Source organism: Halomonas meridiana (assembly GCF_009846525.1).
Lineage (GTDB): Bacteria > Pseudomonadota > Gammaproteobacteria > Pseudomonadales > Halomonadaceae > Vreelandella.
On sequence record NZ_CP024621.1, the window covers coordinates 432,315 to 452,211 of the forward strand.

Sequence of the window (19,897 nt, forward strand, 5' to 3'; positions counted from 1 at the left end):
AAAATCACTATGTCGCAAAAATACGATCCGCAAAGACCTACTGTCGAAGGCAATGCTAGAAGTTCTTTTGAGCGTTTAAACGGATCTGTTCAGCATTACGATAAGCCGTTTGAGCCGGTGGACAGTGAGCACTGGGAAGCCGATCTCCTGGAGCCAACCAATGCCGTGAGGCCAGGAGAAGTTCCTACACACATTGCCCCGACGGGCACTCGCTATATCAGAGTTCATGAGGTACCACCAAAGCTCCAAGACGGTTTTATAAGCTATCTCACTGGTGCCGGGTGCCCAGTGGTTGAAAACGAGGATGGCCCACTGGCTTATGAGATCGATTGGATAGAATGGCGTCAGCACCGCCGTCCTGATCGTATTGCGGCGCATAATAGTACGGAAACAAGTGTTGCAGTGATGCGTACGTTCCCAACGATTGCTCATGAATGGAGGCTGTCTGATACAGACATGGCAGCGCTTCTAAAAATTAATATCGATAGTTATCGTGAGTGGGCAGCTACGCCTTTACAGACAAACTTATCAGCTGAGCAGCTTGAACGTGCATCCAACCTCCTAGGGATCTATCGGTCGTTAACATTGCTATTTCCTCAAGTAGAAGACCGGCAACGGTGGCTTCATGACTTGAACGATAACGCCCCTTTTAGTGGTCTCTCTCCCATGGAGCTGATGAATCGCGGTGGCTTATCGGCTTTGCGCTCTCTTCGAGACTATCTTGACGCCCAACGGAAAGTTGGATTGGCTTGAATTACTCCATAGCCATGGATTTCGAGAATCATTCTCGTAGCGCTGAAATTTAAAAACGACACCATTAAACAACTCTTAACAGAGAGGCCATCGTACTGCTGAGGATCTTATAGAATTGGGCCCAAGAAGAAGATCAACAACTCCTTGTCGGTTGGATCCTAAGTGCCTCAATTAGCGTTTGATAGAGCTTAATCTGGGTTTTTAGCCAATTTTCTATAGACTGGCCATAGAGGCTTGTTTGATGTCTCCGCCTCGGCTATGTGTGTCTGGGCCATGCTCACCAATTGGCGGATGTCTGGTAAATGCCTCTCGAACAGGAGAATCTCGTCGATTTTCGTTAGGGCTAAAGCAATTAGCTCTTGTTTTTCGATGTCTGCTAGGTTTTTTTTAGCAGCTCATTTCTATGTTCGAAAATAACATCGCGTGCACGCTCATGCGCTCTACGCCTTGCTTGTAGCAATGCTTCTATATTCTGTTCTTTCTCGGGTCTTGTCGTTTTGCCCAGTACATACGTTTCCCCGGAAGGAGTGGTGATGCGAAGAGGACGAGATGCTGCACCGGGGGAGTGATCAACGTCTTTTGCTGCCATCAGTCGTACCTCCTTCAAAATATTCATGAATTATAACCATGGTAAAGGCATATTTCTTGGCATTATGCTCCATTGCCATTCATTTTTCCTGCTGGCAATGCAGTCACTCGATTTTAGACCTCACCATGCATCCATTCGTGCATCTCTTGAGGACGTTTTACCCACAGCCGTACTAATTCTAGGTTCAAGTTCTCTAGGTGCGAGTAAGGCTATTTCATCAGCATGGGCGGATTGTGGTGTGAGGTTGGTCACCAGCTCTTTCTCAGAGTAGGGTAGAAATTTACTTCTTAGCCATTTTTCAGATCATTTGATCATGATTGCCAGCGTTAGTTAATGTGCCCAAACAATTCGATTGTCAGATGACAAACAATATTTATAACAGCTTTTTAGGTGCAGCGCATTCATCAAGCTGCTCCCGTCCTACTTCAGTTAGATCACGCCAAGCGCATACGTCATCTGTTTCATCAGCATTCGCGTCACATTGGTCGAGAAGTAGCTCAAGCTTGTAGGGCCTTAAACGTGATGGTTCGGGTGGTGATAAATCAGCACTAATTTGAGCCAACCTTTCAAGGAGCCAAGCTTCCACTGCTAGCCAAATAGCATCGTTCTCTTCTTTGCCCAAGAGATCAATACTATTGTCTGAACGATAAATGAAAAAGTCATCAGGAATCTTTATCGACCCTCCGCCCCGCAAGTACGCTATGATCTCTCCGCTCATTGCGGCCATATAGGCAACATCGCTTTGTAAACACTCCAGGGCTTCACGAAAGGTCTCTAAAGGTTGAGGAAAATGGTCGCGCAAATCGAAAGCACGGTACGCGAAAATTGCTTGGCCTATATCTTTCGTTGTTCCCATTTTTCCTCCGTTAAATGACCATTCCTTAGATTAAGATATGGCTCATGTTTGATTTTTCTATTGATTTTTTTTGAAAGGTCTTACATATTCTAGCGATGTCACCCCACCTTCAGTAGCACCCAGGTTTAGAGTTAGAAGTAACTTTATCGTGTTTTACCACCACTTGCTCGGCATAGGCGGAAGGAGTTAGCCCTCCAAGACTCTTCTTCGGTCTTTCTTCGTTGTACTCCCGCCGCAATGCTTTGATGACAACCTTGGCGTGGTGAATACTGATGAACCAATGCTCATTCAGACATTCATCTCGAAAGCGCCCATTGAATGATTCGATATAGGCGTTTTGATTGGGTTTTCCAGGCTCGATTAAAACAGTGCAACGCCACGTAGATGCGCCAACGACAGTATGGCGCGCCCACAAAATTCTTTTCCATTATCCGTGCGAATGGCGCTAGGTAGGCCACGTTATAAAGCCAGATGATCCAGAAGCCGTGTTAACGACAGCACGTCAATGGCACGTTCAGGCACAATAGTCACGGCTTCATGGGTAGCGTCGTCGACAACGGTGAGGTGCTTTATCACTCGCCCGTCTGCGGTACGGTCAAACACAAAATCCATTGACCAGACCTGATTGGCGGCGCCAGGACGACCCAATGGGTGGGCACCTTCTTGCGCTTGCGTCGTTTTACCTGCAACCGAGCCGCCGCGTAGAGGCGCTCGACGCGCTTATAATTGACCTGTTCACCGGCTTAACGCAGCTTCAGGTAGATCATGCCAGCGCTATAGCGACGATGCCGATGCGCCAAGGCAACAATGCGTTCACGCAATGCCTCATTACGGTCAGGAGCCGATTGATAGCGTAATGCACTGGCACTCACACGGATGACAAGGAGCGCTCGGCGCTCACTGAGGCCACGTGTCACCATAAAGCGCACCACATCTCGGCGAGCAGGGGCACTCACCACTTTTTTCTCCGCGCCTCGCGAGTGACCTCCATCTCTAGTAATAGCTCCGCGAGCAGCTTTTTTCAAGCGTCCATTTTCGGCTTCGAGCTCTTTGAGTCGCTTGGCATCGGGTACGCTCATGCCGCCAAACTTGCTGCGCCATAGATCGTAAGTGGCTTCTGAGAAACGGTGCCTACGGCATAGCTCCTTGATGGGCAGTCACGCTTCGGCTTCGCCCAGGAAACCAATGATCTGTTCTTCGCTGAAACGCTTCTTCATGTCCAATCTCCTTACGCATAGGATCGGACTCTAAAGTGTAGCGCTACTCAATCGGGGGGTAACGTCGGGTTACGAATAGGTTTCTTCAACGATAGAAATATATGTTAAATAAAAGGGCCAGCATAAAGGCTGGCCCAATATCTTAAATAGTGACTACATATTAATAGTCAACATGTAACTCATATCGGTTATTGTCATTTTCTTTAGTACCTCCAAGTGCATTGCCTGTCACTTCAAGTTGATAATTGCCTGGCTGCAGTTGGCGGACCATTTCAAAATGACCACGTGGGTTGGATGCTTCTGCTACCTGCTGTCCCGCTGCATTATAAAGCACAGCAGAGATACGGTTGCCAGTGCTGGTTGCGCCTGGAAAGTGCTCGCTTGCCACCTTCAGCGTAGTCGCTTGTTCAATGTTAATATTGAAACGCTTTGATTGGCCCTGGGCAAGCACTTGTGTAGAAGAGACGCCTCTTTCAAGTAGGGGCAGATCTTGGGTAGTCGTCCCATAGTTAGCCAATGCAGGGGTTGAAAGAATGCTGGCTACAAGCGTTCCAAAGATAATTGATTTAACTTTCATGATAATTACTCCAGTGGTTGATGACTTGTTTATATTAGCTGTGGTTTTTGAAATGAAGCTGAATTTAAAAATAAAAAAATAAAAAAAAACGCCACCATTTGGTGACGTTAAAAGTTATCCATTACCAGAGTTGTTAGAACATCAGTCTAACACCTGCAACAACTCCAGTGTCTTCCGTGTTGTCGCCACTTGCGCGGGTGAGATCTGCAGTGTCGCCGTACTCTTTCTCCCAATAAGCACCGATATAGGGGGCGAAGCGGCGGGTGACTTCATAGCCTAGCCTCAGGCCAGCACGAACGGAGTTAAGCCCTTCGCCCACGCCAAATTCTTCCACCTCACTGGCGGCCACGGCAATTTCGGTGCGCGGCTGTAGGTAGAGCCGCTGAGTCAGGCGCAGATCGTATTCACCCTCAAAACTGGCGGCGACATCACCATCTTCACTCACTTGCATAGCAACGTCGGTTTCAATGCCATAGGGCATCACCCCTTGTAGGCCGATAACCCCATAGGTGCGTTCGGCGTGATCATCGGAGAATACCCCCCCTTGGTAACCGATACCCCCCTGTAGCTCCCAAAAATCAGCCACTAATTGACTATAAAGTAGTTCCAAGGACTCAAACTCAGCATCTTCCCCATCGCCCTGGACATTCTCGCCTTCTGACTTTAGGTAAACGCGGTTGATATCACCGCCGTACCAGCCTTGAAAGTCCCATACCACGGCGTCTTGGCCTTTGTCGGGAACGGTGTATTCAAGCCGGTCGAACAGCCCCATGCCCATGTTGTGTTCCATCGTGGGTGCTGGCCAGTGATCCGGAGCTGCATAGCCATCTTCGGCAAAAGCGGTAGTGGCGGCGGCCATGCCGAGGGCGGCGCTGGCGAGGGTTAAGTAGTGCTTGGTTTTCATACTGCCTCCTTAAGAAACCTGAACAACGCGGAACATGCCGGCATCCATGTGATAGAGAAGGTGGCAGTGGAACGCCCAGCTGCCCTCGGCGTCAGCGGTGATCAGCGCTGACACGCGTTCGCCGGGCTTCACATTCAGGGTGTGTTTGCGCGGAATCAATTCACCCTGGCCGTTTTCCAGCTCCATCCACATGCCGTGGAGGTGGATAGGATGCTCCATCATGGTGTCGTTAATGAGGATAAGGCGCAGTCGCTCATCTTTCTCAAAATGAATGGGGCCGGTCACTTCGCTAAACTTCTTACCGTCGAACGACCACATATAACGTTCCATATTACCGGTCAGGTGCAGCTCAAGCTCACGGCCTGGTTCACGGCGGTCAGGCCATGGCGTGAAGGCTTTTAAATCGCGGTAGACTAAAACACGACGTTCATCAGAGTCGATGCCGATGCCCGCCTGGTCGTATCGAGAGCCGGGCTGGGCTTCACCGGCAACGAGCAAGCCATTTTCGCCGATTTTCGCCTGTTCACCCGCCATGCCACCCATATTAGAGTGATCCATGCCTTGCATGTTGGACATGCTGGAGTGGTCCATCCCCGCCATGCTGGAATGATCCATGCCTTCCATATTCGACATGTTTGAGCGATCCATTTCCGACATGTTGGAATGATCCATACCTTCCATATTCGACATGCCGGAGTGGTCCATCCCCGCCATATTTGACATGCCAGAATGATCCATCCCGCCCATACCGTGGGCACCCATGGCTTCCATACCGCGGTCGGCAATTTGACGGCGTTCAGGAATCTCCGCCTGCATGCCTTCACGTGGGGCTAGCGTGGCGCGAGCATAGCCGCTGCGATCCATGGCTTCGGCGAAGATGGTGTATGCCCGGTCGTCTTCAGGTGAAACCAGCACATCGTAGGTTTCCGCCACGCCAATACGGAATTCATCAACAGGAACGGGTTGCACCGGCTGGCCATCAGCGGCTACCACGGTCATCTTCAAGCCAGGTATACGGACATCGAAGTAAGACATGGCCGAACCGTTAATCACGCGTAGCCGTACCCGCTCACCGGCCTTGAACAGCGCGTTCCAGTTTTCCTGGGGGGAGTGGCCGTTGAGCAGGTAGGTATAAGTGCTGCCGGTGACATCGGCGATATCCCGCGAGCTCATACGCATTTGGGCCCACATACCGCGCATCTCGGCGGTTTGTGAGAAACCCTTTTCGCGAACATCGGCGAAAAAATCAGCAATCGTGCGTTCTTGGAAGTTGTAATAGCCTTCCATGGTTTTCAGATTACGGAACACCGACATCGGTTCTTCAAAGGTCCAGTCGGTGAGCAGTAACACATGCTCACGGTCGTAACGGATAGGCTCGCGCTCGGCGGCGTCGATAATCAGCGGCCCCGCATGGCCTAGCTGTTCCTGCAGACCTGAGTGGCTGTGGTACCAGTAGGTGCCGTTCTGCCGGACAGGGAAACGATAGGTAAAGGTTTCACCAGGGGCGATACCGGCAAAGCTGACACCAGGCACACCATCCATTTCCGGCGGTAGGATGAGGCCATGCCAATGGATAGAAGTAGGTTCATCAAGCAGGTTAGTGACGCGAAGCACCGCGTCCTGCCCTTCTTGTAAGCGAATCATCGGGCCTGGGCTGGTGCCATTGATGGTAATGGGGGTCGCCTCCTGACCATCAATCGGGTGTGATTCGCGACGGATGGCCAGTGATACTTCGGGGCCTTCTTCGACGCCCTGCGCGTAGACATTGCTGCGGCCCCAGGGGGTTGCCCAGGCGGGGGTTAGTCCCATTGCGGCAGCGGAACCTATTCCTAGGGCAGCGCCGCCTTTTAGGACCTGCCGGCGAGAAAGCGGGTGAGAAATGATGCTTGAGCGTGCCATGTGTAACTCCCATCAATGATGAATGGCACCATCTTGATGGAAGAAGCTGAATCAAAGCTGAAAAGTGATTAATTAATCACTTCAACTGCAAGAGGCAACGTAACCGTAACGCGCAGTCCACCCAGTGGACTACGCTCAAAACGCGAGTGCCCTGAGTAGCGGGCAATTAACTGCGCAAGAATCGACAGGCCTAAGCCGTAGCCGGGACGGCGTTCATCCAATCGTGTGCCACGCTCTCCTAAGCGCGAAAGATCTTCTTCTGCAACGCCGAAACCGTCATCATCAATGGTGAGCGTGAGTGTGGTAGCGGAGACGGCAATATCGCAATTAACGCACCTATTCGCCCATTTGCCAGCGTTATCGAGCACGATGCCTAATATTTCAGAAAAGTCGTGAGCCTCAATAGGCACTAGGTCTTTCTCGCCTGCCGAGTGGGTGAGGTTGAAGATACGCTCAGGGTAAAGGCTGCGGAACATCTCGATGAGTCGTGAACTATCTCGCGTGACGTTCGCCATTCGCCCCGCGTTAGGCCCTGCAATACGCGAACGACGCAGCTCTGCAGCTAACTGAGCGTTAATATCTTCAATACGACTGAGCAGTTTATGCCGTCGGTTTTCATCAATGGGCCGATTGCCGCGCAGTACTTGGGTAATTGCTGCCAGCGGGGTTTTTAAAGCATGAGAAAGATTGGCGACTGATTCCCGCGAGCGTTGTAATCGATGATCGATATCATCCATAAACCAGTTCAACTGGTCGACTAATTCATCTAGCTCGGAAGGGGCTACTAATAACAAGCGATCACGTTTGCCTGATCGCAAGGCTTCAAGTTGTTGACGCAGTTGCCAAAGTGGCGTGAGTCCACGGTTAACCGCTAGCATATTGAGTATGATGAGCATCCCTAAAAGCACAGCGGCAATCCCACCTACCCACCAGTGCAAAGTTGCAAGCCCTGCTTCTACTTGAGAAAAATCCTCACCCACTAGCAGCACACCCTGTGTGCCCTGCCACTCAAAATGACGTCGGTAGACGAGCATGTGCTGCGTTCCGCGATTCACGTCTATTAGGGCATCGCCGCTTTCATTTAGCAAAGGTGCTAGCTGTTGTTGCCACTGTGGGTCAGAAGCGCTGATCAAGCCGTTAAAGCGGAGTACGTAGAGATGATGAAAGACTTGATAGCCTTGGCTAACCGAGTCTAGCGCAGTCGGGACAGCCGTTTGGTCCTGCTCTAGCTGTGCGACCGCATGATTGGCTTCGCGCTGAAGACGCTCACCCAAAAAATCCCGAGCAAGATTCTGTAACAATATGCCATGCAGTAGCCAGGTCGTCACCACCACGAATAGCGCCACGCCACCTAGCCAGGCGAGTAGTCGAAAACGTAAACTGCGCCGATCAATGTGAAGCAAAGAAATACCCCTGGCCGCGGCGAGTTTGGATAATTGATTTGCCTAGATAACGGCGCAGACGAGCGACATAGACTTCGACCAAGTTAGGCGCGGCGGCATCCTGATCCAAGGCATAGAGCTGCTCTAGTAGCTGCTCTTTAGAGTGAATGCGATCAGGATGCAGCATTAAGTAGCGCAGTAACCGAAACTCGGTCGCCGTGAGCGAACGCCACGTTTCACCTTCTAGACACACTCGTTGACCAGCACCATCCAACGAAACGCCGTTAAGCGTGATCACTTGAGATAACTGACCAGACTGCCTGCGTAGCAGGGCCTTCAGGCGGGCCATCAGTTCTGCTTCGTGGAAGGGCTTGGTCAGATAATCATCGGCTCCCGTTTCAAGACCAATGACTTTATCTTCCCAGGTATCGCGGGCCGTCAGAATCAAAATAGGCGTGTCGCGTTTTTGCTTGCGCCACTGGGCGAGCAGATCCAGCCCCGAGCCATCTGGCAAACCGATATCTAAGATAGCCAATTCATAATGCTCGGTTGCCATAAGCGACTTGGCCGCTTTCAATGAAGCGGCCAAATCCACCAGGTAACCGTTGTCTTTGAGACTCTCTGCTAAGCTTTCCGCTAGCAAATCATCATCTTCGAGTAGCAACAGTTTCATGGATATACGTCAGATTAGAGAGAAAAATTGCCGTACATGCCGGATTCGTAATGGCCGGGAATGTTACAGGCATACTCTAGCTCGTTAACATTATCAGGAACACGCCATAATAGAGACCCAATCTCACCAGGCGCAATGGTGACGCCTTCCATGCTCATATTGGCCATATCGTGACCATCGCCGTTTGACATATTGGACATATCGTGGCCTTCACCGTGTGCCATATTCGACATGTCATGGCCTCCGCCATTGGCCATGTTTAGCATCATCTGGCGATGTTCTTCTTGGGCTTCTTTGCTACCAATCACAAATTCGTGTTCTAGATTGCCGGTGTTAGTAATTTCAAATTTAACCACCTCCCCTGCCGCCATTTCTAGCGCTTCAGGGTCGAACCACATATCGCCAGCTTCAAGGCTGATCGTGCGGTCAACGTCAGCCTCGGTTAGGCCATTGTCACCACTGCCTTGGCCGGGCGAAGCCCATGCCGCACTCGTTATCAAGCTTAGTGAAAGGGCAAACAAAGGCGTTGTTAAGGAGATTTTGCGCATGGTCATTTACCTCAGAGGTTAGTGTCACTTGTTCTTTATACGGTGTTAACCTGAAACGAGCCTGAACCTAACGTAAAAATATGATCTGCTACCCAAAAGCATTGCTAACATGATGATGGATCCTGACCCCCTGATTAGAGTCAACGCTGCAGCAATGACTTTTCGTCTTTTTGGTGCAATTGCCTATGGCAGCCTCCGCCTAAACCTCAGAGTACGGCCCACAAGAAGGCGACGTTAATGGTCGATCTCTGGAATGGCTCAACAAGGTGGTTGACCTGTTAGTCACCCATTCGGTGATGACACTCTTGTCAGCACCGCCGTGATCAACAAGATAACCGCGACCAGCACCATCTCCAGTGCAATACTTCTCTGTAACCGTCTTGGGGCTGTTGCGTCGCCGTTCTCAAAGGCCGGAACAAGCCGCCACTTGTTCGCGGCAGCAAATAACAGTAGCACCGCCACAATCAATACCTTGCCAATCAAGAACTGTCCATATGCCGTGGTGAGCAGTGGCGTGAGACCGCCTGCTAGTAGCGTGGCCAACGTGACGCCCGCCAGTACCAACAAGCCGACTCCGCTTATAGCGAGTTTCCCGAAACGGGTCAGAATGTGGGCGGTATTGTCCTGGTTGTGACCCCGTCCCACTAAATGGAACAGCGGCCACAGCGAGGCCACCCAGAATGCTGCCGCCATCAGGTGAACGATCAGCAAGCCAGCTAGAACGAGGCGTGGGGTGTTTACTGTATGCCCCACCTGCACGAAAGCCAGCATCACCAGTAACACGCCTACTAGGCTCAAGCTGTTGGCTGATTTCGAGAGCGCTAAGTTATTAAGCCGAATCGCCTGGACCAGCAGCAAGCCAGTTACCGCCAGTATTAGTCGGACCCCGGGCGCACCCTCGAACACGATTCCGAGCAGCATTGGGTTGGTTGCAGCAGCGATATTGCCGCCCCCAAGGTAACCAGCTTCTAAAGGCCACTGGAACAGAATCAGAATGACCCCCGCCCAGGCAGCAAAGATGCCCATGCGGGCGACGCGCCTCCGGTCGTGATCAGGGAGTCGGGGAAACGCTAGACGAAACAACACGGCCCCCGTCGCGACTAGGGCACTAAGGTAAATCCCGGCCGCCACGAGAATCATCGCGACGGTCCAGACATCAAGGCTATTTACTGAGGGCCACCAGACCACGGGTCAAGGCTCGACCGAGAAGTTAAAACCGTCAGACATCATGTGCCCGTCATCCGATAGGCCACGCCAGCGCACCTGGTAATCCCCAGCCGAAAGAATGTCACTGGGCTTTACGAAGTAGCGATCGACCTGTTCACTGCCTGGCTGACCATCAAGAGGAACGGGGCCGTCCGGGCCTGCCACTTCAAACTGGGTGATGCGCATCATGCCGCCAAACTCGATGCCAATCTCTGCTGGGGAATCCTGAATGGTGACGCCATCCTTAGGCGAAGTGCTTGCGCCCCCTTCATGGGCCAACACTGGGCTTGCGAGCGACAGCAACAGCGTTGCTAAGGTAGCGTGAATAATAGGGAGCGAAGTCGTTTTCTTTTGCATACCGTTTCCTTATATTTTTTTAGGCTTGAATGGTTCGTCGCGGAGGCTTCAAATCTGATTCGGTTGAGCCTTCAGACATCGTTCATTTGCCCTATTTGACGAACAAGGCACATGGCATCTTGCTCTTAAAGAACCAAGAGAGCATTCATGGATTCTTTGGCTGCTGGGTTTTCGCTTATTGGGTGAAGATGTATTTGAGCAGCATTTGTACGCGCTCTTCTTCATGGAACTGAGTCGGTGTTATAGCGTGCCAACCTGAAACAGAGCTGAAAATGGCGGAAAAAATGATCTGAAAAGGAGTCTCCAGTAAAGCCGGAGCGGTTCAGTATTGGCAAAGCATCATGAAAGTCCGCCCGCCATCTATTAGGTAGTGTTGCACTCAGAGACTGCACCCACCTTGCGGTTTATTACTTTTTGTACCAAGTTTTAGACAGCATATTCAGTCTACATTCAAGATTGTTATCTACGCTCGTACATATGTGCAGGTCAAATCTACTACTTTGTAATTTACGGCAAGGATCTGCTGGCTAATGACGCGAGGGATTCGCATGGAACTGTTGACTCTGCTTATTGTTTTATTACTGAGCTTAGGCGCCGGCCTGCTAGTGCAGTGGCTGCCTATGCGCCACCAGCCGATAGCCACCTACCCGCAGCGCGCGCCTTTTCTAGGCGGTGGTACGCCAGATAGCCACGCCTGGAGCCGCTATCACGTCCGCTATTATCCCATGACGCTGCTGCTGATCGCCTTCGAAATGGAGATGATGTTCATGTATCCATGGGCGGTTGTCTTCGTAGAGAAGGGCATGATGGCAGTAATGGAGATGGGCATGTTCCTGGCCATCCTGTCGGTTGGCATTGTTTACGCCTGGCGTGAGGGGGTATTCAAGTGGCAGTGAACTGGCTACGGAAACTCGCTTCGCATAAGCGGGCTCCCGTATTTCCTGTGCTGGGCAAGCAGGGCGATAAAGCGCTGCGGTACCTCGCGCTATCGCCGGAAATCGAACTGGTCGATTCGCCACGCCACGCCAGTGTGTTGCTGATTGCGGGGGAGGTTCCGGCTGATAGATTAGAGCCTCTACGTCGTGTTCACGATCAGTTGCCTGATCCTTTCACTACGCTGTGGTTTCGTAACGAACCGTGGCCTCATCTTGAAAACGTGGATCGGATCGATGATCTCACCGATTTACCTGCGGCTCTAACCAAAGCACATCGTGAACTGATGACAGGCCAGCGTGACAGTGGATGCCGCATCTTGTCGGATAGACCGCCCAATCCTTGGAAAGGTGAAGGAGACTTCGGCCAAGGTGGCGAAGGCATGATGGGTGGAGTGCCCTACGGGCGGCCCATGGCCATGAATATGCAGGACGATATCAGCGATGGTTTGACGCTGGATTCGCTGACTTTTCGGCTCGGGCCGTTCTTCATGGCATTTCCGCCCGGCATGGCAGCGGAGGTTACGTTGCAGGGGGATCTGGTTCAGTCATGGGAAACGCAGTTGGAGCCGTATCCGCAACGCCTCGACGCGGTGTTTTTCAACGCTCGGAAGCACCCCGTCCCCATCGCCGAGATTGAGCTCGCACGGGCCCGTCATCATCTGCAGCGCCTGTACCATGTGCTGCATCTTGCTGGGCTGGAAGCACTCAGCCTAAGTTCCTTGCGCCTGGCATACGGTTTGTCGACATCAAGCACGCTAGATGGGCTACGTCGACGCCTGGTTCGCAGTGGCTTCTTTCATCTGGCTGCTGTAGGCGGTGGTGTGCTCAATACAGAGCAGGCCCGACAGTTTGGCGGGCCTGCCGCTCGTGCTGCCGGGCTGGCTGATGATTTGCGTTCACACGATGCCGGTTATCGCCGTCTAGGGTTTTCCCCCGTATGCCAGGACGGAGGAGGAGTCTCGGCCCGTTGGAAGCAAATCTTGGACGAAGTCGAACAATCCTTAATGTTGGCACGCCAGGCCGAACGGGATGAGGTGTACACGAACGATGTGGATTGCATCGAGACGCCACGGGGGCCGTGGGACGAACAGCCTCCCGAAGATGCTAGCGCGATTCTTGACGAGGTCTTACCAGGCCTGGAGTGGGGCGATGCACTGGCTACTATTGCTAGTCTGGATATAGCGGCGGTAGCCGATGGAGGGGGCGGAACACAGTCGCCTGGTGAGTCACGGGCAGTGCCGGGAGGTTCGGGTAATGTTGTTAAGTGAGCTGATCCTGCCAGTACTGATGGTGATGTTCATGCTGACTGTCGGCGCCTACGTCGTAGCGGTGCTTGATCGGCTTATTGCCGGTGCATTCGGCGCCCCTCAGGCAGGCCGTGTCTGGCTTGCTCCCATGGCCCGGGGGGCTTGGCTGATGACCCAACACGCCAATGCCACCGAAGCACCGGACTGGCAGGCCTGGCGGCTGGCGCCGGCACTGTATTTGGCGTTGGCTGCTATCGGACTGGCCGTGGTGCCGTGGTCGGAGTCGCTGGTCGCCACTGACTTGGTCACCAGCGTGGTGCTGTGGGGCAGCGTGGAAGCATTAGCGACAGTGGTTATCTTCTTGCATGGCTGGTCGGCAAACGCGCTGCTGGCACTCATCGGCGGCTACCGTTATGTGGCGCTAGGGCTCTCTTACATCCTGATCAGCATGTTTGTGCTAATTGGCGTGGCATTGCCGGCCGAATCGCTACAGTTCACCCAAGTGGTCGCCTCGCAAGAAGCGCTGTGGAATGTCATACGCCAACCGCTGGGGTTGCCATTGTTTCTGATTGTCGGCCTAGGCATGACCTTCTGGGGCCCGCTCAACCTTGCTGATTCGAAGGACCTGGCTGGAGGAACGGCTTCTGAGATCTCTGGGCCACCTCGGCTGGTCTGGGATGTGGCTCGGGCGGCCATGTTGGTTGCTTTCAGTGGTGTGGCAGCAAGTGCTTTTTTAGGTGGCTGGATGGGACCTTGGCTACCCGGTCCGTTATGGGTGGCCATCAAGATGCTGGCAGTGCTACTCGTGTTGCTATTGCTTGGACGGGTACTGCCGCGTATTGCCCCTGAGCGCTGCGTCACCTTGATGTGGGTGGTGCTGTTACCACTGTCGTTTATCGACCTGGTGTGGGCTGGCATAGGGGCGCTGCTATGAATCACGGCATTGGCATTGATATCACGTTTCTGTCATTGGCCACGCTCGCGGTGGTCACCGGATGGCGAGTGTTTCGTACCGATTCCATGGTACGCGCCTCCTTTTTCCTGCTGGTGTCGTTCATCGCCGTAGGCGTGATCATGATTCTGCTGGCAGCGGAATACCTGGGCGTGGCGATGTTCTTCATGATGGCTGTGGAGATGACGGTCATGGCGCTGTTCATGGTCATGTTCATGATGAATCCTGCCGGCCTTAACCCGATGAATATGGTTCACCAGGAGCGTATCTCTATCGGGGCGGGGATTGTCGGCTTCCTGGTATTGGGCGCCATGGCGCTATTGGCTGCCTTTCCTGACCAGCCAGTCTCGGCAGACCTTGAGCCAGTTAGATCCCTAGGTAATGAGATGCTTGGTGACTCGATGCTGATCTTCGAGTCGGCGGGCATCGTGCTTTTAACCACCATGATCGGCGTGGTGGTGTTGTCGAGTCATCGGGGCCGCTATGGGGCGGCTGCAGTGGGCTCGCTACCGCCGGGGCTGGAGCCGGGTGGCGATCCGGCGGGTAAGCCCGAGGAAAAGGACGAAGACGAAGAGGGTGGCGGACATCACCACCACTGACAAGGACAGCAAAGCAGGGAGGCTTGCATGACACTAACCACACTTTTGCTATTGGCAGCGGCACTGATTGGTATCGGGATCTATGGTGCGCTTTCCCAGCAATCGTTCGTGATGCTGATGATGGGACTAGAACTGATCCTCAATGGCGTCATGCTCGCCGCGGTGGCGTTCTGGGCCTTTAGCGGGGCTGGGGCGCCAGAAGGGCAACTGCTAACGATCATTGTTATGGCGGTGATGGCCATTGAGATGGCCATGGGATTTGCCTTGGTAGTAGCCGTCTTCCGCGGTAAGCAGGCCGACATGACCGAGTCACTGACCGGGTTGAAGCACTGATGTTGTGGTTTGTTCCTCTTTTCCCAATGCTTGCCGCCCCCGGGATGTATTGGCTTGGCAAGCGCTTGTCCGCTAGGGATAGTGGTCGAGCCGTGTTGGGCCTGATGGGGGCGGCAGTCGCTGTCGTTACCCTGCTGCTCGCGAGTGTGGCGCTCATGGGGGACTGGGGTGGTGCCTATCGCTGGAGCTCACGGATCGTCCTGTCGGTTGGGATGACACCAGCGAGCGCTGTATTTGCCATCGTCGTGCCACTGATCGCTACACTGATCATAGCCTATAGCGCCTACCATGAGTCTGAGCCCCTCAGTGAGGGCGTGCCAACGCGTCCACCCGTCAGGTTGGTCGCTCTGCTGACGGCATTTGTCGGGGCGATGGAGCTTCTCGTGCTGGCTGAGGATCTGGTAACCCTGCTGATCGCCTGGGAGCTGGTCGGGGCCTGTTCATGGGCACTGATTGCCCACGAGTGGCAAGAGGCCGACAACCTGCGGGATGCCGCCTGGGCGTTCCTGGTCACTCGCTTCGGGGATCTGGGGCTGTACATTGCAGCGGCGGCAGCGTTTGCCGGCACTGGCTCGTTTGCCTTTGCTGACCTGTCCCAACTCGATGGGTGGCTACTGGATGTGTTTGTTGCCGGCGCCGTGTTGGCTGCAGCGGCCAAGTCCGCCCAGATTCCCTTCTCGCCATGGTTGTTTGCCGCCATGTCCGGGCCAACACCGGTGTCGGCATTGCTCCACGCGGCGACCATGGTCGCCGCAGGTATCTATCTGGTGATTCGGCTGCATGCGGAGATGGCTGCCGTTGCCTGGTTTGGGCCGGTTGCCATCACGTTAGGCTTGGCCACCGCCCTGGCAGGGGGCGTCGTGGCCTATCTGCAAAGGCATGCCAAGAAGCTGCTGGCCGCCTCGACATCCGCTCAGTATGGCTTGATGTGGTTAGCGGTTGGGGCAGGCTTTCCCGGTGTCGCCCTGGTGCACTTCGTCACACACGCCTTCACGAAAGCGGCTTTGTTCCTAGCTGCCGGCATTGCCGAACGTCATGCCGGCAGCTACTCGCTAAATACGATGCGCCTTGGGCGACTGCTTCCGGGGATTGCAGTGGCGACCATGGTCGCCAGTCTGGCGCTGGCAGGGGTTATCCCGCTGGGGGCATCCTGGAGCAAGGAGGAGATCATCACTGCTGCTGGTCATCAGGCGTCCTGGCTGGCCGTGATCGCCGCCATCGCTGGTGGGCTCAGCGCGTTGTATGCAACACGCTTTCAGTTGCTCGCATTTGGACAAGGTCTGCATGGCCCCACGAAAACGGCCCCATCACAGCCAGGGCACTCCTCGGTTGAGGCCGGCTCGCTCTACCTGCTTTCGGCAGGCACGCTAGTGCTATCTCTGCTCTGGTGGCCCGGTGTGGGAAACGATCTTGCTAACCTGCTATCGATCCAGCTTCCCCAAACCAAACTGTGGGAACTGATCCTGTCGCTACTGCTGGTGACGCTAGGCATTGGCGCTGGGTTTTGGGCGGTGCGCTGTGAGGGGTCGAATCAGAGCCGACAGAGCGAGACGCATGCTGCTATGGCGAACTGGTTTGGCCTACCAGCTCTGGCAGAGCGGGGGATTGCTACCTTCATGAGGTTCAGCCATGGCTTGGCACGTTTCGATGATCGCGTAGTGGATACTGGATTACGGGGCCGCGGAGTAAGCGCTGCGATATCCTTCAGCCATGGTCTGGCACGCTTCGACGATCGAGCTGTAGATGCTGGCATCCGCACCAGCGCCCGTTTTGGCGTGTGGCTGGCCAAGGTCAGTGATCGACGTGGCGAAGGGGCATTCGATGGCGCAACGAGCCTACTAGCGAGAGGCATTGACTGGGCGGGCCAAGTAGCGCGGCAGGTCCATACCGGACAGACGCATCATTACTACACCGGTATCGCGGCAGGGTTCGCCGTAATTTTTATAATCTTGGGCATAGGAGCACTCCTTTGATTCTCACCGCAACCTTGGGCCTCCCCATGCTGGGGGCTCTCGTACTCGCCGTTTCACGCCGTTGGACAGAGACCACGGCTCGCCTGTTTGCTGTGGGGGTTTCCCTATTACCTGTATTACTGCTGGCCTGGGCTTGGCTGCAGTTCGATACCCAAGGCGCACTATTTCAATTTGTCGAAGAGGTGCCTTGGGTACCCAGCCTGGGCATGGCATACCGGCTAGGCGTAGACGGCATCGCGCTGGCTATCGCGACGATGAGTGCCTTGGTCTTCGCTGCCAGTATTGCCTATCCCATTAACACGCAGAACCAGCCTCGGCAGTACTACGCTTGGATGCTCTTTCTGCAGTCCGTGTCGCTTGGCGTCTTCCTCGCGTTGGACCTGCTGCTCTTCTATGTCTTTTTCGACCTGAGCCTGGTGGGGATGTTTTTCCTGATCGGCCGCTGGGGCACGGTCAGGCCCAGCATTCAGCATTCAAGTTCTTTCTTTACACTTTCTGTGGTTCGCTACTGTTGTTGCTGGCATTCATCGGGCTTTATCTATCAGTCGAGCCACACACCTTTGACATGCGAGTGCTGATCGAGCAGCAGCCATTGGCGGGAGCGGGTGTGTCTGCTGGCCTGATATTTCTCGCCCTCATGCTCGGCTTCGCCATCAAGGCTCCCATCGTGCCCGTGCATACCTGGTTGCCCCAAGCGCATGTCGACGCTCCCGGACCGGCCTCGGCAGTTCTCGCCGGGGTGCTGCTCAAGATGGGCACCTACGGGATTCTGAGGATTCCGTACTCAATGATGGGGGAGACCTTTGCCCGCTACGCTCTGATTATCGCTCTCTTTGCTGTGGTTTCTATTCTCTATGGTGCCCTCGTGGCATTTGGCCAGGGAAATTTGAAACGACGCATTGCCTATACCTCTATCAATCATATGGGCTACACGGTGCTAGGGATCGCCGTGGCTGGCGCCTTGTTCCAGGATGCGGTATATGCCCGCGAGATGGCACTGATAGGGGCCACGGTAGAGATGGTGGCACACGGACTGATTACCGGGGCGCTGTTTCTGATCTGCGGCTCGTTCTGGCAGCGCACCGAGGAATACGATTTGGATAGCTATGGTGGGCTGCTCCGACAGGCACCGCTATTGGCAACGTTCGCCATACTCGCCTCGTTTGCCAGCCTGGGGCTTCCTGGTCTGGCCGGCTTCGTGGCGGAGTTCCATATCTTTGCCGGCACCTTTGCCGTCTACCCTTGGCTCGCTGTCATTGGTGTGCTGGGCATTCTGATCACGGCAGCGTTGTTTCTGCAGATGCTGCAAAAACTGTTCTTCGGGGCGATGCCGCAGCGATGGGCGAAGTTTGACGATCTGCGCCCAGCTGAGTGGGGTGTGCTCGGGGTGCTGTCGGCAAGCTTCGTGATCATCGGTATTGCGCCGCAGTTCCTGCTGACCCTCATAGAGGCTTCAGCAACGCTGTTGGTAGGAGCCCGCTGATGCCTATTGGTGATGTGTTGCCGGAAATCAGCCTGACGCTCGGTGCTGTGATTATCGTATTGTTCGCGGCTTTCGCCCGACAACATCAGCATGTCTGGGCGGCTGTACTGGCGTTGCTCACGATTGGGCTTTGTATTGGGTTGACCTTTACTCAGTGGGATGGACCGCCGCGGCTGACGTTCTCGGGTGTGTGGGCCCTGGACGGCATGGCACTCTCCAGCAAACTAGTCGTGTTGATTGCCGGCGCGCTGGTTATTGCCATGTCCCCTGAGTGGATGCAGACCGATCGCCGCCATGCCGAGTATTACGCATTGATGTTGTTCGCGTTGTTGGGTGTGATCATGATGGCGTCAGCCAGTGACACCATGGAACTGGTCGTCGGTGTGTTGCTGTCGTCGGTGGCCAGCTATCCGCTGGCTGCCTATCACCGCACCTGGGCACCCGCCCTGGAAGCTGGCATGAAGTATTTTCTGATGGGAGCCTTGACCAACACTTTACTGGCGATAGGCGTTGTCGTGTTGTTCGGCCTGACTGGTAACACAGGCTATCCAGAAATCGCACAAGGACTTTCCGTGGGTCACGACAGCCTGGCGCTAACCATCGCCACTGCCTCTATCATACTGGGCTTGTCCTTCAAGCTGGCGGCTTTTCCGGCCCACGCATGGATGCCGGATGTAGCCCAAGGTTCCCCGGCACCGGTGGCAGCCTTCTTGACCGTAATTCCCAAGATTGGCGCTGCCGTCGCATTGGCCCGTTTCGTGTCATTAATGCCGCCGGATGTCGCCTGGCGAGCGATCGTGGCTCTGATCTCGGTCACGACCATGACGCTGGGTAACGTGGCTGCCCTTCGACAGACAGATGTACGGCGCCTGCTGGGTTGGTCATCGGTTTCCCAGTCCGGCTATGCCTTGATGGCGATCGTGGTAATGGGAACAAGCGACCAGGCCCTACCGGCGCTGGTGTTCTTTTTGGCCAGCTACGCCATTGCTAACTTGGCGGCTTTCGCTGTGGTCACCTATCTGAGAGGGCGCACCGCACTGGAGAGCTATCAGGGGCTAGCCAGACAAGCCCCTATTGCCACAACGATATTAATCGCTTCGCTACTTTCTTTAGTGGGTATCCCGCCGCTGATCGGTTTTTTTGGCAAGCTCATGTTGTTCAGCGTCACGATCGAGGGGGGATACGCTTGGCTGGCATTCGTGGCTGCCGCCAACACCGTTGTCTCGCTGTTCTATTACCTGCGCATCGTGGCGCGGATGATGTTTAGCGATACCCGACCCACTGTGCATGTACTGGTGGGCCAGTGGGCACGAACCACCATGATCGTGTCTGGCTTGCTGTTGATTGTCGGTGGGCTTGGTGCAGAAATGCTAATGGAGTTCACGGATTCGATAGGCTTTGTGCGTTAGGCCTG

20 protein-coding genes and 1 pseudogene are annotated in these 19,897 nt (G+C 54.3%); 10 read left to right on the plus strand and 11 right to left on the minus strand.

Going from position 1 to position 19,897, the window contains the following annotated elements:
- Positions 1–9 precede the first annotated feature (9 nt).
- Complete coding sequence (locus tag CTT34_RS02175) at positions 10–753, plus strand: antitoxin Xre-like helix-turn-helix domain-containing protein (protein ID WP_159340848.1); 744 nt, start codon at positions 10–12, stop codon at positions 751–753.
- A 376-nt stretch (positions 754–1,129) separates the two neighbouring features.
- Here the strand turns inward: CTT34_RS02175 and CTT34_RS02180 are convergent, their stop codons facing one another.
- The 11 genes and pseudogenes from CTT34_RS02180 to CTT34_RS02230 form a co-directional block, all read right to left on the minus strand.
- Positions 1,130–1,342: a hypothetical protein gene (locus tag CTT34_RS02180; RefSeq protein ID WP_159340849.1), complete on the minus strand. Its 213-nt coding sequence runs from the start codon at positions 1,340–1,342 to the stop codon at positions 1,130–1,132.
- 373 nt (positions 1,343–1,715) lie between these two features.
- The gene (locus CTT34_RS02185; RefSeq protein ID WP_159340850.1) at positions 1,716–2,198 is read right to left on the minus strand and encodes a hypothetical protein; all 483 of its coding nucleotides are present in this window, start codon (positions 2,196–2,198) and stop codon (positions 1,716–1,718) included.
- A 109-nt stretch (positions 2,199–2,307) separates the two neighbouring features.
- Positions 2,308–3,355, minus strand: a pseudogene (locus tag CTT34_RS02190) (IS3 family transposase).
- 220 nt (positions 3,356–3,575) lie between these two features.
- A complete protein-coding gene (locus CTT34_RS02195; RefSeq protein WP_159340851.1) occupies positions 3,576–3,992 on the minus strand; it encodes a hypothetical protein in 417 nt (138 codons plus the stop codon).
- Positions 3,993–4,125: 133 nt separating this feature from the next.
- Positions 4,126–4,896, minus strand: coding sequence for a copper resistance protein B (locus tag CTT34_RS02200; RefSeq protein WP_159340852.1), 771 nt, complete (start codon positions 4,894–4,896; stop codon positions 4,126–4,128).
- A 9-nt stretch (positions 4,897–4,905) separates the two neighbouring features.
- Positions 4,906–6,795: a copper resistance system multicopper oxidase gene (locus CTT34_RS02205; protein ID WP_159340853.1), complete on the minus strand. Its 1,890-nt coding sequence runs from the start codon at positions 6,793–6,795 to the stop codon at positions 4,906–4,908.
- Between the two features lie 68 nt (positions 6,796–6,863).
- A complete protein-coding gene (locus CTT34_RS02210) occupies positions 6,864–8,198 on the minus strand; it encodes a sensor histidine kinase (protein WP_159340854.1) in 1,335 nt (444 codons plus the stop codon).
- The gene (locus CTT34_RS02215) at positions 8,185–8,850 is read right to left on the minus strand and encodes a response regulator transcription factor (protein ID WP_159340855.1); all 666 of its coding nucleotides are present in this window, start codon (positions 8,848–8,850) and stop codon (positions 8,185–8,187) included. The genes CTT34_RS02210 and CTT34_RS02215 overlap by 14 nt, the downstream gene beginning before the upstream one ends.
- Positions 8,851–8,864: 14 nt before the next feature.
- Positions 8,865–9,398, minus strand: a complete 534-nt coding sequence (locus tag CTT34_RS02220) for a cupredoxin domain-containing protein (protein WP_159340856.1) — start codon at positions 9,396–9,398, stop codon at positions 8,865–8,867.
- 282 nt (positions 9,399–9,680) lie between these two features.
- On the minus strand, positions 9,681–10,424 hold the full coding sequence (locus CTT34_RS02225) for a copper resistance D family protein (RefSeq protein WP_254436440.1): 744 nt from the start codon (positions 10,422–10,424) through the stop codon (positions 9,681–9,683).
- A gap of 165 nt (positions 10,425–10,589) precedes the next feature.
- A complete protein-coding gene (locus CTT34_RS02230; RefSeq protein ID WP_159340858.1) occupies positions 10,590–10,961 on the minus strand; it encodes a copper resistance CopC family protein in 372 nt (123 codons plus the stop codon).
- A gap of 548 nt (positions 10,962–11,509) precedes the next feature.
- Between CTT34_RS02230 and CTT34_RS02235 the strand changes: the two genes are divergently transcribed.
- The 9 genes from CTT34_RS02235 to CTT34_RS02270 all read left to right on the plus strand — a co-directional run bounded on the left by CTT34_RS02235 (position 11,510) and on the right by CTT34_RS02270 (position 19,892).
- On the plus strand, positions 11,510–11,857 hold the full coding sequence (locus CTT34_RS02235) for an NADH-quinone oxidoreductase subunit A (protein WP_035556078.1): 348 nt from the start codon (positions 11,510–11,512) through the stop codon (positions 11,855–11,857).
- Entirely contained in the window at positions 11,848–13,164 is a 1,317-nt protein-coding gene (locus CTT34_RS02240; RefSeq protein ID WP_159340859.1) for an NADH-quinone oxidoreductase subunit D-related protein, read from the plus strand. The genes CTT34_RS02235 and CTT34_RS02240 overlap by 10 nt, the downstream gene beginning before the upstream one ends.
- Positions 13,151–14,077 carry an NADH-quinone oxidoreductase subunit H gene (locus tag CTT34_RS02245; protein WP_159340860.1) on the plus strand — a complete coding sequence of 309 codons (927 nt, stop codon included), beginning with the start codon at positions 13,151–13,153 and terminating at the stop codon, positions 14,075–14,077. The genes CTT34_RS02240 and CTT34_RS02245 overlap by 14 nt, the downstream gene beginning before the upstream one ends.
- Complete coding sequence (locus CTT34_RS02250; RefSeq protein WP_159340861.1) at positions 14,074–14,694, plus strand: NADH-quinone oxidoreductase subunit J; 621 nt, start codon at positions 14,074–14,076, stop codon at positions 14,692–14,694. Before CTT34_RS02245 ends, CTT34_RS02250 begins: the two co-directional genes overlap by 4 nt.
- 27 nt (positions 14,695–14,721) lie before the next feature.
- Entirely contained in the window at positions 14,722–15,027 is a 306-nt protein-coding gene (gene nuoK / locus CTT34_RS02255) for an NADH-quinone oxidoreductase subunit NuoK (protein WP_035413666.1), read from the plus strand.
- Positions 15,028–15,092: 65 nt separating this feature from the next.
- A complete protein-coding gene (locus CTT34_RS02260; protein ID WP_217352977.1) occupies positions 15,093–17,000 on the plus strand; it encodes an NADH-quinone oxidoreductase subunit 5 family protein in 1,908 nt (635 codons plus the stop codon).
- Positions 16,997–17,578: a hypothetical protein gene (locus tag CTT34_RS18370; protein ID WP_254436441.1), complete on the plus strand. Its 582-nt coding sequence runs from the start codon at positions 16,997–16,999 to the stop codon at positions 17,576–17,578. The genes CTT34_RS02260 and CTT34_RS18370 overlap by 4 nt, the downstream gene beginning before the upstream one ends.
- Positions 17,512–18,483, plus strand: coding sequence for a complex I subunit 4 family protein (locus tag CTT34_RS02265; RefSeq protein WP_254436442.1), 972 nt, complete (start codon positions 17,512–17,514; stop codon positions 18,481–18,483). Before CTT34_RS18370 ends, CTT34_RS02265 begins: the two co-directional genes overlap by 67 nt.
- Positions 18,483–19,892, plus strand: a complete 1,410-nt coding sequence (locus tag CTT34_RS02270) for an NADH-quinone oxidoreductase subunit N (RefSeq protein ID WP_159340863.1) — start codon at positions 18,483–18,485, stop codon at positions 19,890–19,892. The genes CTT34_RS02265 and CTT34_RS02270 overlap by 1 nt, the downstream gene beginning before the upstream one ends.
- The last annotated feature ends 5 nt before the right edge of the window (positions 19,893–19,897 follow it).